The organism is Kribbella sp. NPDC026611 (genome assembly GCF_040638345.1).
Lineage (GTDB): Bacteria > Actinomycetota > Actinomycetes > Propionibacteriales > Kribbellaceae > Kribbella.
This window is the reverse complement of sequence record NZ_JBEZYC010000001.1, coordinates 203,419-217,711: the sequence shown is the minus strand read 5'-3', so window position 1 is coordinate 217,711 and position 14,293 is coordinate 203,419. Positions and strand designations below refer to the sequence as shown.

Annotated in this window: 16 protein-coding genes; 4 read left to right on the top strand and 12 right to left on the bottom strand. The window is 69.1% G+C overall.

Annotation, left to right across the window (positions count from 1 at the left end; all coding sequences use genetic code 11):
- Nucleotides 1-38 precede the first annotated feature (38 nt).
- Genes AB0E69_RS01075 through AB0E69_RS01065 form a run of 3 tightly spaced genes read left to right on the top strand, consistent with a single transcriptional unit; the run spans nucleotide 39 to nucleotide 1,901 of the window.
- Entirely contained in the window at nucleotides 39-809 is a 771-nt protein-coding gene (locus AB0E69_RS01075; protein WP_360137521.1) for a GntR family transcriptional regulator, read from the top strand.
- Between the two features lie 30 nt (nucleotides 810-839).
- Nucleotides 840-1,271 carry a hypothetical protein gene (locus AB0E69_RS01070; RefSeq protein ID WP_360137518.1) on the top strand — a complete coding sequence of 144 codons (432 nt, stop codon included), beginning with the start codon at nucleotides 840-842 and terminating at the stop codon, nucleotides 1,269-1,271.
- Between the two features lie 36 nt (nucleotides 1,272-1,307).
- Nucleotides 1,308-1,901 (top strand): hypothetical protein, encoded by a 594-nt coding sequence (locus AB0E69_RS01065; protein ID WP_360137515.1) that lies wholly within the window; start codon nucleotides 1,308-1,310, stop codon nucleotides 1,899-1,901.
- Nucleotides 1,902-1,969: 68 nt separating this feature from the next.
- On the opposite strand, the gene AB0E69_RS01060 is transcribed toward AB0E69_RS01065, so the two are convergent.
- The 11 genes from AB0E69_RS01060 to AB0E69_RS01010 form a co-directional block, all read right to left on the bottom strand.
- Entirely contained in the window at nucleotides 1,970-3,166 is a 1,197-nt protein-coding gene (locus AB0E69_RS01060; protein ID WP_360137512.1) for a Gfo/Idh/MocA family oxidoreductase, read from the bottom strand.
- 44 nt (nucleotides 3,167-3,210) lie between these two features.
- Nucleotides 3,211-4,626, bottom strand: coding sequence for an MFS transporter (locus AB0E69_RS01055; protein ID WP_360137509.1), 1,416 nt, complete (start codon nucleotides 4,624-4,626; stop codon nucleotides 3,211-3,213).
- Nucleotides 4,604-5,059, bottom strand: coding sequence for a MarR family winged helix-turn-helix transcriptional regulator (locus AB0E69_RS01050; RefSeq protein WP_360137506.1), 456 nt, complete (start codon nucleotides 5,057-5,059; stop codon nucleotides 4,604-4,606). Before AB0E69_RS01050 ends, AB0E69_RS01055 begins: the two co-directional genes overlap by 23 nt.
- Before the next feature lie 35 nt (nucleotides 5,060-5,094).
- Nucleotides 5,095-6,102 (bottom strand): 2-hydroxyacid dehydrogenase, encoded by a 1,008-nt coding sequence (locus AB0E69_RS01045; protein ID WP_360137503.1) that lies wholly within the window; start codon nucleotides 6,100-6,102, stop codon nucleotides 5,095-5,097.
- Nucleotides 6,099-7,553 carry an FGGY-family carbohydrate kinase gene (locus tag AB0E69_RS01040; protein ID WP_360137500.1) on the bottom strand — a complete coding sequence of 485 codons (1,455 nt, stop codon included), beginning with the start codon at nucleotides 7,551-7,553 and terminating at the stop codon, nucleotides 6,099-6,101. Before AB0E69_RS01040 ends, AB0E69_RS01045 begins: the two co-directional genes overlap by 4 nt.
- An 8-nt stretch (nucleotides 7,554-7,561) precedes the next feature.
- Nucleotides 7,562-8,362, bottom strand: a complete 801-nt coding sequence (locus AB0E69_RS01035) for a DeoR/GlpR family DNA-binding transcription regulator (protein ID WP_360137497.1) — start codon at nucleotides 8,360-8,362, stop codon at nucleotides 7,562-7,564.
- Nucleotides 8,359-8,976, bottom strand: a complete 618-nt coding sequence (locus AB0E69_RS01030; RefSeq protein ID WP_360137494.1) for a histidine phosphatase family protein — start codon at nucleotides 8,974-8,976, stop codon at nucleotides 8,359-8,361. Before AB0E69_RS01030 ends, AB0E69_RS01035 begins: the two co-directional genes overlap by 4 nt.
- Nucleotides 8,973-10,316: an FGGY-family carbohydrate kinase gene (locus AB0E69_RS01025; RefSeq protein WP_360137491.1), complete on the bottom strand. Its 1,344-nt coding sequence runs from the start codon at nucleotides 10,314-10,316 to the stop codon at nucleotides 8,973-8,975. Before AB0E69_RS01025 ends, AB0E69_RS01030 begins: the two co-directional genes overlap by 4 nt.
- A gap of 123 nt (nucleotides 10,317-10,439) precedes the next feature.
- Nucleotides 10,440-10,673, bottom strand: coding sequence for a hypothetical protein (locus AB0E69_RS01020; protein ID WP_360137488.1), 234 nt, complete (start codon nucleotides 10,671-10,673; stop codon nucleotides 10,440-10,442).
- A 310-nt stretch (nucleotides 10,674-10,983) separates the two neighbouring features.
- A complete protein-coding gene (locus AB0E69_RS01015) occupies nucleotides 10,984-11,604 on the bottom strand; it encodes an excalibur calcium-binding domain-containing protein (protein WP_360137485.1) in 621 nt (206 codons plus the stop codon).
- Nucleotides 11,605-11,663: 59 nt separating this feature from the next.
- The gene (locus AB0E69_RS01010) at nucleotides 11,664-11,891 is read right to left on the bottom strand and encodes a hypothetical protein (RefSeq protein WP_360137482.1); all 228 of its coding nucleotides are present in this window, start codon (nucleotides 11,889-11,891) and stop codon (nucleotides 11,664-11,666) included.
- Between the two features lie 140 nt (nucleotides 11,892-12,031).
- On the opposite strand from AB0E69_RS01010, the gene AB0E69_RS01005 reads away from it, so the two are divergent.
- Nucleotides 12,032-13,504, top strand: a complete 1,473-nt coding sequence (locus AB0E69_RS01005; protein WP_360137479.1) for a glycoside hydrolase family 43 protein — start codon at nucleotides 12,032-12,034, stop codon at nucleotides 13,502-13,504.
- A gap of 3 nt (nucleotides 13,505-13,507) precedes the next feature.
- Here the strand turns inward: AB0E69_RS01005 and AB0E69_RS01000 are convergent, their stop codons facing one another.
- The gene (locus AB0E69_RS01000; protein ID WP_360137476.1) at nucleotides 13,508-14,293 is read right to left on the bottom strand and encodes a hypothetical protein; all 786 of its coding nucleotides are present in this window, start codon (nucleotides 14,291-14,293) and stop codon (nucleotides 13,508-13,510) included.

Here is a 14,293-nt window from a genome sequence, read left to right as displayed (position 1 = left end):
GTGGGGTCAAGGGCGCGACCGGATCCGGAGACGATGCGATGGGTGAGCCGACAGCGGAGGTCGGTACCGCGACGGGGGAGGTCGGCGCGGCGATGGAGGTCGGCACGGCGGCGGAGGTCGGCGCGGCGGGGGTGGTCGGCGCGGCGGGGGTGGAACGGCGGGTGTTGCGGCGGCAGATGCTTGCTGATGACGTCTATGAGGCGATCAAGACCGAGCTGATGGACCACGTCATCCGGCCGGGGGCGCGGATTTCGATCGACGGGCTGGCGCGGGAGTTTCAGGTGTCGTCGACGCCGGTCCGGGAGGCGCTCGCGCGGCTGGAGTCGGAAGGGCTGGCGGTCAAGGAGCCGCTCAAGGGGTACCGCGCGACGCCGCTGTTGACGCTGGCGGAGTTCGACGACTTGTACCGTTTCAGGCTGTTGCTCGAACCGTGGGCCGCGCGTCGCGCCGCCGAGCGGATCTCCGATGACGGTCGTGCGAGGTTGCGCTCCGAGCTGGCCACCGCCGTCGAGCCGACGTCGGCCGACTACGCGGGCTACAAGTCACTCACCGCGCACGACAACCGCTTCCACACGCTGATCGCTGCACTCTCCGGCAGCGAACAGGTCCGTCTGGCCTTCGAACGCACCCACTGTCACCTGCACATCTTCCGCCTACACTACGACCGCGACATCGGCCCCGAAGTCCTCACCGAACACCGCTTCCTGGTCCAGGCCATCACCTCCGGCGACCCCGCCGCCGCCGAAGCCGCAATGACCCGCCACATCGAAAACTCCATGAACCTCCGCCTCCGCCACGTCTACGAATGACCCGTCGCCACGAATGACCCGCCGCTACGAATGACCCGCCGCCCCTTCCCGCTGGCAGATCTCGTCCCACCCGCACTTAAGCCGTACCTGCTCGACTTCCACTGGGATGTCGGCCTACTCCACTCGCTGGAGCTGCCAACGGTCGAGCTGCACGTCAGCGAGCTGGCTCACCACCTCGACCTGCCGTTCTGGGCGTACGCCGGCCGGCCGTTTCAGGTCACGCCGCGTCAGGTCGCGGCAGATCCGGCTCGCTACGCGGATCAGTGGGCGCGGACGCTGGCCGCTGACCTCCGGCACTCGCTGGACGTCGTACGCCGGCCGGATCAACGGATCACCGTGCTCGACGGGGTGCACCGGCTACTGCGGGCCGAGCTGGAAGGGCATTGGAGCGTTTCAGTGCGGATTCTGGCGTGGGAGGAGCTCGACCGGATTGCGGTTCGTGGGGCTGGGCACCGGGCGTGAATGGACCTGGTGGAGCCTCGGCCGGTGGTTTGGCCGTTGCGGGGGCTTGAGTCGGCGTCGGTCTGTACTTCGTCGGACGACAGCCGGACGCTGGTGACCATCGCGCACGCGCCGCTCGAGCAGGTGACACCGGAGATGCTCGCGTGGTGGTACACGCACGTGTCGGGGACGATGTCGTACGCCGGCAGGACCTGGCCGCGGTACCTCGTCTGGCATCCGCTGGACCACATCGCGTACGACGTGACGTCACCGGGTGAGGTCAGCGCGGGGACCCGGCTGCACGTGACCGAGGCGCTCGGCCGGGACCCGGAGATGCTGCTGGATCTGCACCTCACCGTGGAGACAGTCGACGACGAGGCCGCGATCTTCACCAAGCGGGTGCTCGGCAGCTCGGTCGTGCGGCTCGTGTACGAGTTCACCGCCATCCGGGCCGGCTGCCAGTACACGACCCATCTCACCATCGGCGACACGAAGCCGCTGGGTCAGCTGTTCCTCAACAGCCACGCGCACCGAAAGCTGTTCCCGCCCGCTAAGCTCGCCGCCTGGATCCGCCACCACGTCGAGGAGATCGGCAACCTGGAGAACTTCCTCCCGGACCTCTTCACGTACCGCGCCCCCCACGAGCCCTAGCCGCCCAGAGCACGGCCAGCACCAACCCCGACGATCCCCGTCAACCGTTCCTCGAAGGCGCTCCTGACTCAGGCCGGGGCGTCGCCGTGGTCGGGGATTTCTAGTTGGACGCCGCCTTGGAGGGCGGACTGGTGGGCGTAGATGCCGGGGAGGGTGTAGCGGGCGGCGACCCAGGCGTTGATGGGTGGCAGGGTCTTGTCGGCAACGGCCCGGGCGAAATCGTCGGCGAGGAAGTGGTGGGAGCCTTCGTGGCCGTTGTGGAGGCCGGCGAACTCGGCGGGCAGGCGGGTGCGGTCGTGGACCGGGGACAGGCCGGACATGAAGGCGTCGCGGAGGGCCGGGTCGACGTTCGCGAGGTCGTCGGACTCGAGGGAGCCGCTGGGCTCGGTGCGCATCAGGTCGGTGATGTCCTCCACGCCCTCCTTCGTCTGCCAGAGCGTGGTCGTGGCGAGCTGCTCGAAGCTGCCTTCGGTACCGAAGACGCGCAGGCGCGACTCGCGGATGTGCGACGGATACCCGACGCGACGCATCTCGTTGGTCCGCATCACTCCGCCGTCGGCGAGCTTGAACAGCGCCGTCGCGTTCGAGAAGTCGTTGTCGAACTGGCTGATCTCCTTGTCGAAGACCCCGTCGCCGCGGTCGTCCGCGACCCCGATGCAGGACACGTGCGTGGCGTGCTGCCCGGTCACCGAGAGAACGTTGCCCACGGCATGCGTCGGGTACAGCATCGGCGGGAAGGACGCGGTCTTCTTCCAGTCGTCGCCACCGGAGTACTGGTACGCCGCGTAGAACCCGAGATCCATGTCGTGGACGTAGTCGCCCTCGCAGTAGAACACCCGGCCGAAGTCACCGGCGGCGAGGCGCTGCCGGCAGTACACCGACGACGGGTAGTAGAAGCTGGTCTCGCCCATCATGTAGGTGAGCCCGGTCTCCTTGACCAGCTCGATGATGCGCGCGATCTGGTCCGCTTCGATCGCCATCGGCACGGTCGAGTACACGTGCTTGCCGGCCTCGAGCGCCTTGATCGCCATCTCGCCGTGCAGCCAGCGCTGGGTGAAGATCGCGACCGCGTCGACGTCCGACTCGAGCATCTCCTCGAACGACGCCGGCGTGACCGCGATCCCGTGCTTCGCCGCGAGCTCGGCGGTCCGCTCGGGGCGGACGTCGGTCAGCCGCACCTCCGAGACGTCCGGATGCGCGGACCACAGCCGCAGGAACGAGGGGGCGAACTGGCCCGCGCCGACCATACCGATGCTGATTCCCATGCGGGCTAGGCAATCACACATTTATGTTCTACGGAAGAACAAATTCAGACGTTGGAACGTGAGCGGTCCCGCCGCGGTGCCAGCACGTCGACCAGCAGCACCACCGCGATCCCCGCGACCAGCAGCCCGAGCCGGTGCAGGCCCAGGTCCGTCGCCGGGCCGGCGAAAACCAGCGCGATCGCGGCGGCGGCGAGGTTGGCTCCGACGTACTGCGAGGTCCGGAACAGCCCGGCCGCGGCGCCGGCGACCTCGGGCGGGGCGGCGCTGTAGACGGCGAGCTGGTTGCCGAGCCCGTTGAAGCCGTTCGGTACGCCGAGCAACGCGCTGATCAGGACGAGTACGACGATCGGCGTACCGGCGTGGACTCCGAACGCCAGCGCGGAACCGCCCGCAAGGAGACCACAGGATCCAATCACGAGCAGCAGGCGATGGCCGTGGCGGCGGGCGAGGCGGGTGGCGAGGGCGACGGTGATCGCGCCGAGGGTGGCGATCGGGAGTACGACGAGGCCGACCTCGGTGGGGTGGAGGCCGCGGCCCTGTTCGAGCCAGCCGGGGAGGCCGTAGAAGATCGCGTAGAAGGCGACGTACGTGAGCATCGTGCGGAGGTAGCCGAGCGAGAGCGGCGCGCTGCGGGCGAGGAGGCGTACGTCGACGAACGGAGTGGCGGTACGGCGCTCCCAGGCGATGAACGCGATGGCGAGTGGGACCGCCACGGTGAGCAGCCACCAGGCCGGGTGGTCGGCGAGCGACAGCAGGATCAACATCAGCGCGGTCATCGCGAGGGTGAACAGGACGAGTCCAGGCAGGTCGATCTCCTGCAGGAGCCGCCGACCGTCGGCTGGACGAGGCGGGTCTTTCGGCACGAGCCGCAGTACGCAGATCCCCGCGATCAAGGAGACCGGGAGGTTGACGAGGAAGATCGCCTGCCAGCCGAAGCTGCCCACGAGGAACCCGCCGACGCTCGGACCGAGGGCCGCGGAGGTCTGCGCGAAGACGGAGAGCAGCCCGAGCGCGCCGACCGCGGAGGCCTTCCGGTGGTCCGCGATCCGGCGGATCATCGCGACGCCGGACGGGAACTGCGCGCCGGTGCCGATCCCGAGCAGCACCCGCGCGACGATCAGCCAGCCGAGGCCGGGCGCGAACGGCGCCGCGACCGAAACGATCGCCACCAGCATCAGCCCGGCCAGGAACACCCGGCGCGCACCGAGCAGATCCGCTAGCCGTCCGGCGGTCGGCGCTGACACCGCAGTCGCCAGGTAGAGCCCGGAGACCAGCCACTGCGTCTCGGTCCCGGAGTGAAAGTCCGCCGCGATCGCCACCAGCGCGACCGCGATCATCGACGAGTTGAGCGGCTGCAGCAGCGTGCCGAGCCCTACGGACGCGGCGTACCGGGCCCGCAATCCGGGCAGCCCAGGCAGTACGTCCTGTCGTTCCTTCTCAGCGGTTGTCGTCGGACCCACCTACTTCCGCGAGTTTGTTCATCAGGCCCGCGGTGAGGCGGAGGAGTTCTTGTTCGGTGGGGGTCAGGGTGGTCGTCATCGCTTGGGCCAGGAAGGTGTCTCGGCGGCGGCGGTCGTCGCGGACCAGCGTGGTGCCGGTGGGCGTGATCTCCAGAAGGATCTGGCGGCGGTCGGCCGGATTATCAGCCTTGCTGATGAACCCGGCAGCGACCAGGTCGGCGGTGGCGCGCATCATCGTCTGCGGGGTGACGCGTTCGGCGGCGGCCAGGTCGGCGTTGGTCATGGAGCCTTCACGTTCCAGCCAGCCCAGGACATTCAGCTGGGAGTAGCTGAGCTCGCCCTCAGGGCGCTCCTGCCGCAGCCGGCGGACCAGCCGGAAGAGCGCAGTCCGGATCTCGTGTGCGGCGTCATCGGCCGGGGAAGAGTTCGTCACACCATCAGCTTAGCTGATGATCGCGATCTCCGCTATCAGCGCGCGACCAGGCCCGCCGGCTCCTTCCCGGCGAGGAACGCAGCGACCGCTTCGGCCGCGAGCGACGCGGCTCGATGCGCGGTCTGCCTGGTAGCGCCCGCGAGGTGTGGCGTCATCACGACGTTCGGCGCGGTCAACAGCCGCGCCTCCGCCGGCAGTGGCTCGGCCGGAAAGACATCGAAGGCGGCCGCACCCAACTGACCCGACTCCAGCGCATCGACGGTCGCCTCGTAGTCGAGCAGCCCGCCACGCGCCGTGTTCACCAGTACGGCGCCACGTGGCATCAGCGCGAGCTGCGCGGCCCCGATCATCCCCCGCGTGTCCTCGGTCAGCCGCGCATGCAGACTGACCACGTCCGACCGCCGCAGCAACTCGTCGAGCGAGACCAGCTCGATCCCCGATGGCGCCTTGTCGACAAAAGGATCCGCGACCAGTACCCGCGCCCCGAAGGCGAGCATCACCCGCGCGACCCGTTGCCCGATCGCGCCGTACCCGACCAGCCCGACCGTTGACCCGTCCAGCTCCACCCCGCACTCGTCGTACGCGTAGAGGTCCGAGCGCCACTCGCCGTCCTCGAGCGTTCGTTGCAGCCGCGGAAGGTTGCGCAAGGCCCCCATCGTCAACGCGATCGCGTGCTCGGCCGCGGCGACCGCGTTCCGACCCGGTGTCGACGCGACCTGTACACCCCGTTTGATGGCCTCACCAACGTTGACGTTCACCGGTCCGCCACGACAGACGACGAGGTAGCGAAGCTCCGGCGCCGCCTCCAGCACGCGGGATGTGAACGGCCCCATCTGCGTGACCGCCAGCTCCACTCCGGACAGCGCCGAGATCAGCTCGTCCTCGACGTCCGACGCCTCGTCGACCTCCGCGACCCGCCCGTACGGCGTCAGCGGCCACGGCAAGGTCAGCTCGCGGAACTCGAAGTCGAAGGGCAGCGCGCTCAAGGCCGCGGCGAGCAACTCGTTGCGGACGAAGTGATCGCCGGCGAGCAAGGTCTTCATCGAACTCCCGTGCTGAAGGTCGGCGCCGGGTCGGACCACCGCGCCCGGGCGGCCTCGATCCGGCGCAGGTAGTGGTCGTACCCCTCGGCATAGAACGCGACGCGCCCCGGATCCGGATCGACCTGCCGGGTCTCCGCGATCCACTCCGGTCCTACGCTCGAAGCATCGGAGGCCCGCCGGGCGCAGATGACCGCACCGCGCGCGGCGACCTGCTCAGCCTCGGCCGTGTGCAGCGGCGCGTTCAGTACGTCGGCGAGGATCTGCGTCCATTCGGTACTGCGAGCGCCGCCGCCGCAGACCGTCACGCGCCCGGTCCACCCAGCCGCCTCGAGACAGTGCCGCGCCGCATAAGCGATCCCCTCACAGGTCGCGCGGACGAGGTCGCCGGTGGTCGTGGCGAGCGAGATCCCGTCGAAGGTCCCACGGGCCGCGGTGTCGACAAAGGGTGCGCGCTCGCCTGCTTCCGAAAGGTAAGGAAGTAAGGTCACGCCGCTCGAACCTGGTGGAGAGTCCGCGAGCAAGGCCGGTAGCCGGGCGACGTCGGCACCGACCAGGGCGAGCACGTGGTCGAGGGCCGCGGTACCGACCATCGCGGGCATCGCGCGCAGCCAAACGCCAGGCGTCCACGTACCCAGGAAGAGTCCAGCGGGTTCGCCGTCGACGGGCAACTCGCGGGTCACCACCTGGCAGGCCAACGTGGTCCCGACCGTCAGCAGCGCGTCGCCGACCTCGGTCACGCCGGCACCGGCGGCCGCCGCGGGGAGGTCGTAAGGCCCCGCAGACACTCGAATCCCCCGTCGCAGCCCAGTCGAGTCGGCACGCAACTCCCCCACCGGCCCAGCTGCAGCAACCGGCGCCAGCAACTCACGCAACTCGGTCAGCCCGGTCGCCGCCAACGCAACGTCGTCATACGACCCAGTCCTGGGATCGAGGAAGGGTGCCGAGGCATCGGAGACATCCGTCGCGCGTACTCCGGTCAACGCCTGCATCACCACGTCCTTGCAGTAGGCCGCCGTACCAGCCTGCTCAAGAGTCAAGGGCTCCTCGGCAAGAACAGCCGCCAGCAGCGGACCTGACGCGCCGGGGAACATCCGGTTGCCCGAGCGCCGGAAGACCTGCTCGGCAACCCCCGACTCGGTCCACTCCGCCAGAACCCCACTGCTCCGGGCATCAAGCCACGAGATCGCAGGCCGGACCGGCGTACCGGCGTCGTCAAGGAGCCACAGGCCGTCGCCCTGAGCGGTGATCGCGAGGACACCGACGTCGTCCACCCCGAGCTCACGCACTACCTCGACGGCCGAATCGACGATCTCAGCAGTCTCGTGTTCGAAACGTCCAGGTCCGGGTCGCAACAAGCGGGTCGGCCGCGAAGCCTCCGCCACAGCAACGCCGTGGGAGTCGAACAGAACTGCCTTGGTGACGGTGGTGCCTACGTCGACGCCGATGTCCAACGCCCCTCCTAGAGTTTGGCGACCTCCACGGTCGCGCCGTGGTCGCGCAAGGGCTGGATCAGGTCTTCGGGGGTCTTCTCGTCGACCACCACGACGTCGAAGTCGGACAGTGGCGCGAGCCGGTGCAGCGCGGTGCGCTGGAGCTTGGCGTGGTCGACGAGCAGGACCTTGGTCCGGGCCGCGCGGAGCATCGCGCGCTTCACCAGCACGATCTCCTCCTCCTGGTGGAACGCGTGCGTCGGCGACACCGCGGACACCGAGCAGAACAGCAGGTCGGTGTGCAGCGCCTCGACCGCCTCGGCGCACGGCATACCGCCGAACGAGTCGTGCGTCGCGGAGTAGATCCCGCCGAGCGCGAGCAGCGTGATGTCGCGCAGCTGGGTCAGCTTGCCGATCGCCGGCAGGAAGTTCGTTGCCACGGTCAACGGGGTGATGTCCTCGAACAGGTCGATCAGCGCCAGCGCGCTGGTCGAGTCGTCGAGCATCACCGACATGCCCGGCTCGATCATCGCCCGCGCGTGCCGGGCGATCGCGGCCTTCTCGGCCTGCGCGGTGTTCAGCCGGTAGGCGACGTTGCTCTCGAACACGCTGGTCGGCTGCGCGCTGACGCCGCCGCGGTACTTGCGCACCACGCCCTGCCGCTCGAGCTCGTCGAGGTCGCGGTGCACCGTCATCACGCTGACGCCGAACGCCTCGACCAGGTCGTTGGCCGAGACCGAGCCGTGCTCGACGACGTACGCCGCGATCTCGGCCTGCCGGCGCGCGGGCCGGCTCAGTTCGGTGGTGTCACCATCGACATCCGATGTCATGCCAGGGTCTCCAAAGGTAGTGCCGGAACGTTGTACGCCTCGAGACCCACTGTGCCGTCCTGCCACCGGAAGCGCACGAGCGCCGCGGGTCCGAGCGCAGGTAGCAGTCTGCGGTAGTCGTTCAGGCGGAGACCCAGCACCCTGCACACGAGCAGCCGGATGAGTGTGTTGTGCGCGACGACGAGCACCTTCCGTCCGCGGCCGGCGGCAGCGATCGCCAGGAAGGCTTCGTGCACCCGGTCGGCCGCGGCGGCAGGGTCCTCGCCACGTGGGAAGTGGTCGCGGACCGGGTCCAGCTCGAACGCCTTCGCCACGGCGTCCGGCAGTTCGCTGAGCATCTTGCCCTCGGCCGAGCCGAAGTCGACCTCACGCAACCGGGCGTCGATGGTCGGCTCGAGCCCAAGCGCTGTCGCGGTCGGCTGGATAGTCTGCCGGGCCCGCAGCATCGGCGACGACCACAGCACGTCCGGTGCGTACTCCGTCGCCCACCGGCGAAGCTGCTCCGCCTGCTGTACGCCGACCTCGTCGATCGGGAGGTCCGTCGAGCCGGTGTACCGGTTGCCGTGGTGCCAGGCGGTCCGGCCGTGCCGGGCGAACACGATCGTGGTCCTCATCCGCGGTACCCCCGGCGGTCCAGCTCGGCGACGAACTCGCCGTACAACTCGTCGAGGCAGTGTTGCCGCGGTTCGAGGACCGTCTGCACCCGAACCATTCTCAGCGCCGCGGCCGTCAGTTCGCCCTCGGCTGCCGCGAGGACGGCCATCCCGAACGCCGGATCGGGTACGGCGGGAAGCTCGACCGGTACGCCGAGGACGTCGGCGCGGAGCTGGTTCCAGTACTGGCTGCGGGTCGCGCCGCCGGTGAGCGAGACCGAGCGGACCGGTTCGGCGCCGAGCGACTCGAGATGCTCGAAGGCGAGGCGCTCGATGAACGCGACGCCTTGCAGAACAGCGACGTACACGTCCAGGTCGTCGGAGGTATCGCCGAGCGTGAAGCGCTCGGCCTGCGGCGCGACGAAGGGGAAGCGCTCGCCGGTCTTCGTCAGCGGATAGGTGACGGCGTTGACCGGGTGGGCTGCGTGGTCGAGGGCATCGAGATCCGATGTCGGGAGCAGCTCGGTCAGCAGGCCGGCGCCGGTGCTGGAGGCGCCGCCTGGGAGCCAGCCGCCGTCGGGGTGGCGGTGGCTGTAGACCGCGCCGGTCGGGTCGTCGAGGAGGTGTTCGCTGACGCCTTTCAGGACGAGGGTCGTGCCGAGGACCGAGTTCCAGGCGCCGGGGGTGAGGGCGCCGGCGGCGATCTGGGCGGCGCAGCCGTCGGTCATGCCGGCGTACACCGGGGTGCCTGCGGGTGTACGGCCGAGCTCGGTGCCGGGGAGGACGACGTCGGGGAAGGCTTGGAGCGGGAGGCCAAGGCCGGCGAACGCGGCCGGCCAGCGCTCGGCGACGAGGTCGTAGCCGGTCTTGAGGGCGTGGCTGGTGTCGGTCGCGACCGGGTGGCCGACGAGGTGCGCGGCCACGAAGTCGGCGCTGTGGACGACGCGATGCTTGGTCAGGTCATAACCGTCCGCGACCAGGTCGAGGATCTTCGGCAGGGCCCAGGTGGGTTGCATGCTGGTCGCCCAGCGGACCGGGTCGGCGTCCACGATGTGGACTCGGCGGAAGGCGGCGCGGGCGTCGTCGTACATCAACGCGGGGGTGACCGGGTGTCCGTCGAGGTCGGTCAGAAGGAACGTGCCGGAGGTCGAGCAGATCGCGATGCCGTCCGCGACGGGCTGGTCGAGCTCGGCGAGTACGGCGTCGACCGCGTCGAGCCACTGCTGCGGGTCCTGCTCGTGGCGGACGCCCGAACGGTGACTGGTGAGCGGGCGGGACGCCTGGGCGAGGACGTGGCCGGAGGCATCGGCGGCGAGGGCGCGCACGCTCTGCGTACCGAGGTCGAGACCGATCCAGGCCACGGCGTACTCCTCCAGGGAATGTTATCTAGGTTGATAACATAACACTCTGGAGCGATAAGAGGCAGCTATGCGTCGGCTCCCGCCAGCCGGTCAGCAGGACGGGAGCCGGGCTCAAGACAGTGGTCAGGCGTGCATCAGCACCAGGGCCGGGTCGGCGGTCGCGAGCTCGAGGCGACCGGCGTCGACGGCGCCGTACGCTCCGATCGGGCCGATGCTGCGGCGGCCGTTGCGGTTCACCCAGAAACCCCAGCCGGCCGGGGCGTCGGGCCAGGCGGGATCGGGCTCCCAGCCCAGCGGTGGGCGCCAGGTGTCACTCGGTGGTTCGGGCCAATCAGGCGGCGGGTTGAATCTGTGCACGAGCGGGCTCCTCCGGATTCCCCAGCGATCCGCTGATCGCGAACTGTCTGACAGATCAACGATCTGACGCGCCGGATGTCACGGATAAATCTTCGTAAAGTTTCACCCAGCACACGGTCACCTATCGAAGCACCGGAGCTCCGGCACAGCAACCGTGCTCTCACTCCCCGGACTGCATGTGCATCGGCACCCGCATTGGTTGCCCAATCCACAGCTGATCCCCCGGTTGTCCACAGCAACCGCTCCACGATCCACAGCTCGACCCACTTATCCACAGGCATTTCTGTGGACACACACTGTTGCGATCGCGTCACTCGCAGGCCACGCCGTCGTGATCCCGGTCGAGCTTGGACGAGTAGCCGGGTTCGCCCGCGTACAAAGGTGCGGCACCCGCGGCCCGCGCCTCGGCACAGCTGGCGTAGTAGACCGCTGTCGGCGCTTCGGTGGTCCTGGTCGCCGACGGCTTGGTCGACTTTGTGGACTGGGCGAACGGGCCCGGCGCGGTCGTCCGAGTGGTTGCCTGTGGCGCCTTGGCCGTGACGGTCACCGCCGGCAACGGTGCCGCGGTAACAGTTGCCGTCGGCCCAGGAATTGTGACGGTCGGTCCACCGACAGTCACCGTCGGGCCGGCCACCGTCACCGTCGCAGCAGGCGTGGACGATGCGGCCGGCGCGCTGTTGCTGCCACCGATCGCGGCCAGCAGGACGATGAACGCAACTCCGCCGGCCACCCATCCCGCGACCAGCTTCGTCGGCGGCTCAGCGCCGTACAGCCCGTTCGGCCCTCGAGCTCGCAGCCCGCGAGCGTTCAGCCAGAACGCCCAGCCGGGCGGCGCCGGCGGCCAGGACGGGTCCGGCTTCCAGCCGGCTTGTGGTCTCCAGTCGGGCGTCGGTGGTTCCGGCCAGCCTGGTGGTGAATTGAATGTCGCCATGGTGAGTCCCCCCTCGGGGGTTACATCCCGTCACCGTGACGCAGTGTTACAGCGGATCGCTAGGCAACCTGGGTGCGGATCTCGCTGAGGCGGCACGGAGGTGCGCCGGCGGCCGCCGCTTGATCGAAGGCGGCGAGCTGGGCGCAGGCCTGGGCGAGGGCCTCGGCGTGCGTGCGACAGCCGGCGACGTACCAGAACGGGTCGTCGGGCTGGCGGTCGTCGGCGTCGTCGATGTCGGCGTACCAGCAGTCGGGGTGGTAGTGGACGACGCGGACCTTGAGCTTCATGTGCGGTTCGACGCCGGCCGGGGGCAGAAGGTTCCGGACCGGAGTTGCACCGTGGTGTAAAGGGTTTACAACGTTGGAAGCCTGGATTAGAACAAAAGACGAGACCGGTCCGCCCCCCACAAGGTTTCGAGGAGTGTGCCATGAGGTTCGTCCGACCCGCGCTCGGCGCGACGCTCGCCGTACTGCTCACCGGGCTGCTGGCCGGGCCCGCGCCCGCCGCCCAACCCCAGGCCGCCCGGTCCCAGGCCGCCCAACCTCAGGCCGCCCGATCTCAGGCCGCCCGGTCTCAGGAGCGAGCGACGATGTCGCAGACCTTCCGCAACCCGCTGAACGCCTCGGCCGACCCGTCGCTGATGTTCTACAACGGCAAGTACTACGTCGCGACCACCCGGGGTGACCGGATCGGCATCTGGTCGTCGTCCAGCCTCGCGACGCTGCTGGTCCAGCCCGAGCAGGTCGTCTGGCGCGACACCGACACCAGCCGCAACACGCAGATGTGGGCGCCCGCGTTCCGCCACGTCGGCAGCCGTTGGTACATCTACTACACGGCCTCCGACGGCGTCGACGCCAACCACCGGATGTACGTCCTCGAGTCGTCCGGCAACGACCCGCTCGGCCCGTACCGCTTCAAGGCGAAGATCGCCGACTTCGGTGAGTACGCGATCGACGGCGAGCCGATCACGGTCAGCGGCCGGCAGTACTTCGTCTGGACCGGCCCGGGCCGCGGTCAGGGCGGACCCGCGCAGCTCTACATCGTCCGGATGAGCAACGCCTGGACCGCGACCGGCGCCCGGGTCGCGATCCCGGCCGACGGTGGCTGCGCCGAAGTACGCGAGGGTCCGACCCCGCTGTACGGCCCCACCCGTACCTTCCTCACCTACTCGACCTGCGACACCGGCAAGCCGGACTACCAACTGTGGATGAAGAGCATCGCGAACTACGCCGACCCGATGGTCGCCTCGAACTGGCAGCAGCACCCCGGCCCGATCTTCTCCCGCAACGACGAGACCGGCGTCTGGGGCCCCGGCCACCACTCGTTCTTCAAGTCGCCGGACGGCTCCGAGGACTGGATCGCCTACCACGGCAAGAACACCAGCACCTACACGTACGCGTTCCGCACCACCCGCGCGCAGAAGATCAGCTGGAACGCGGACGGTACGCCGAACCTCGGCCGCCCGCTCGCCGCCGGCGCGACCCAGAGCCTGCCCTCCGGTGACCCCGGCTCGTCGAACTACTGGATCAACGACACCGGCACTGCGGTCACGTACGCCGGGAACTGGAGCTCCGGATCCGGCTGCGGCAACCAGTGCTTCTGGGGCAACGACCACTGGAGCGGTGAGACCGACGCGAGCGCGACCATCAGCTTCACCGGTACTCGCGCGGCCCTGCTCAGCGTCGCCGACACCGGCAACGGGATCGCCGCGATCTCGGTCGACGGCGGGCCGGAGCAGCTGATCGACTACTACAGCTCGATCCGGGTCGGCGAGCAGCTGATGTACATCAGCCCGGCCCTCCCGGCCGGTGCCCACACCCTGAAGGTGCGGGTCACCGGCGACAAGAACCCGGCCTCGTCGAGCTCGGTCATCAGCCTCGACCGGATCGAGGTCTACTGACGGTCAGTGGAACTTCTTCACGACGGTCTTCCCGTTGATCAGCAGGAAACTGCCGTCGTCGCGGACCTGCGCGACCGTGCCCGGCCGCCAGGTGTCGAAGATCCAGGTCTCGTCGTTGGACTCGTTGTAGGTGTTGAGGGAGCCGTTCTGCCGAATCACTGCCCACGACTTCGGGAAACCGGTCTTGCCGGTGCTCCACAGCACGGTCCTGCTGTTCTTCAGCAGGACGAGGTTGCCGGTGTCCAGCACCTGGAGCGTGTACACGTGCGAAACGGAGTACAGGATCACTTCCCGGCCCGGCGCCACGTTCGGCGCGACCAGACGGACGCCCGGTGTCAGCGTGCCGATCACCATGTGCCGGTTCCAGACGGCCTTGCCGCGGGTGTTGTACGTCGCCAGCAGCCCGGTGTTCGGCAGCACGAGCTTGGCACCGGCGCTCGCAGCCCCGATCGCCAAGATCTGGGTCCGGCCGTAGATGATCCGCAGCATCCCGTCCTGGCCCATCACCAGCACCGCCCCGGGCCGGTAGGTCTCGGTCTGCCAGAGCGGCTGCCTGTCGCCGCGCTGCAGCAGCGTGACGACGCCGCTGCGCTGCATCGTGAGCGTGAACACGCCACTCTTCGACTTGATCGACTGCAGCGCCATCAGCTTCTGCCCCGGCAGCAACGTGTCCGACACCGCAACCGACGCCGCGACCGGCTGCGCGCCGGCCGGAGTACTCCCCAGGACCGCCATCCCGCCGGCCAGCGACGTGGCGGCCAGTAGCCCAGCCCAGATCCTTCGCAGCAT

What these genes read in the sequence shown, in the direction of transcription:
- AB0E69_RS01075 (WP_360137521.1), top strand. Translation starts at nt 39, where the DNA reads ATGGGTGAGCCGACAGCGGAGGTCGGTACCGCGACGGGGGAGGTCGGC.
- AB0E69_RS01070 (WP_360137518.1), top strand. Translation starts at nt 840, where the DNA reads ATGACCCGCCGCCCCTTCCCGCTGGCAGATCTCGTCCCACCCGCACTT.
- AB0E69_RS01060 (WP_360137512.1), bottom strand. Translation starts at nt 3,166, where the DNA reads ATGGGAATCAGCATCGGTATGGTCGGCGCGGGCCAGTTCGCCCCCTCG.
- AB0E69_RS01045 (WP_360137503.1), bottom strand. Translation starts at nt 6,102, where the DNA reads ATGAAGACCTTGCTCGCCGGCGATCACTTCGTCCGCAACGAGTTGCTC.
- AB0E69_RS01035 (WP_360137497.1), bottom strand. Translation starts at nt 8,362, where the DNA reads ATGACATCGGATGTCGATGGTGACACCACCGAACTGAGCCGGCCCGCG.
- AB0E69_RS01030 (WP_360137494.1), bottom strand. Translation starts at nt 8,976, where the DNA reads ATGAGGACCACGATCGTGTTCGCCCGGCACGGCCGGACCGCCTGGCAC.
- AB0E69_RS01015 (WP_360137485.1), bottom strand. Translation starts at nt 11,604, where the DNA reads ATGGCGACATTCAATTCACCACCAGGCTGGCCGGAACCACCGACGCCC.
- AB0E69_RS01010 (WP_360137482.1), bottom strand. Translation starts at nt 11,891, where the DNA reads ATGAAGCTCAAGGTCCGCGTCGTCCACTACCACCCCGACTGCTGGTAC.
- AB0E69_RS01005 (WP_360137479.1), top strand. Translation starts at nt 12,032, where the DNA reads ATGAGGTTCGTCCGACCCGCGCTCGGCGCGACGCTCGCCGTACTGCTC.
- AB0E69_RS01000 (WP_360137476.1), bottom strand. Translation starts at nt 14,293, where the DNA reads ATGCTGCGAAGGATCTGGGCTGGGCTACTGGCCGCCACGTCGCTGGCC.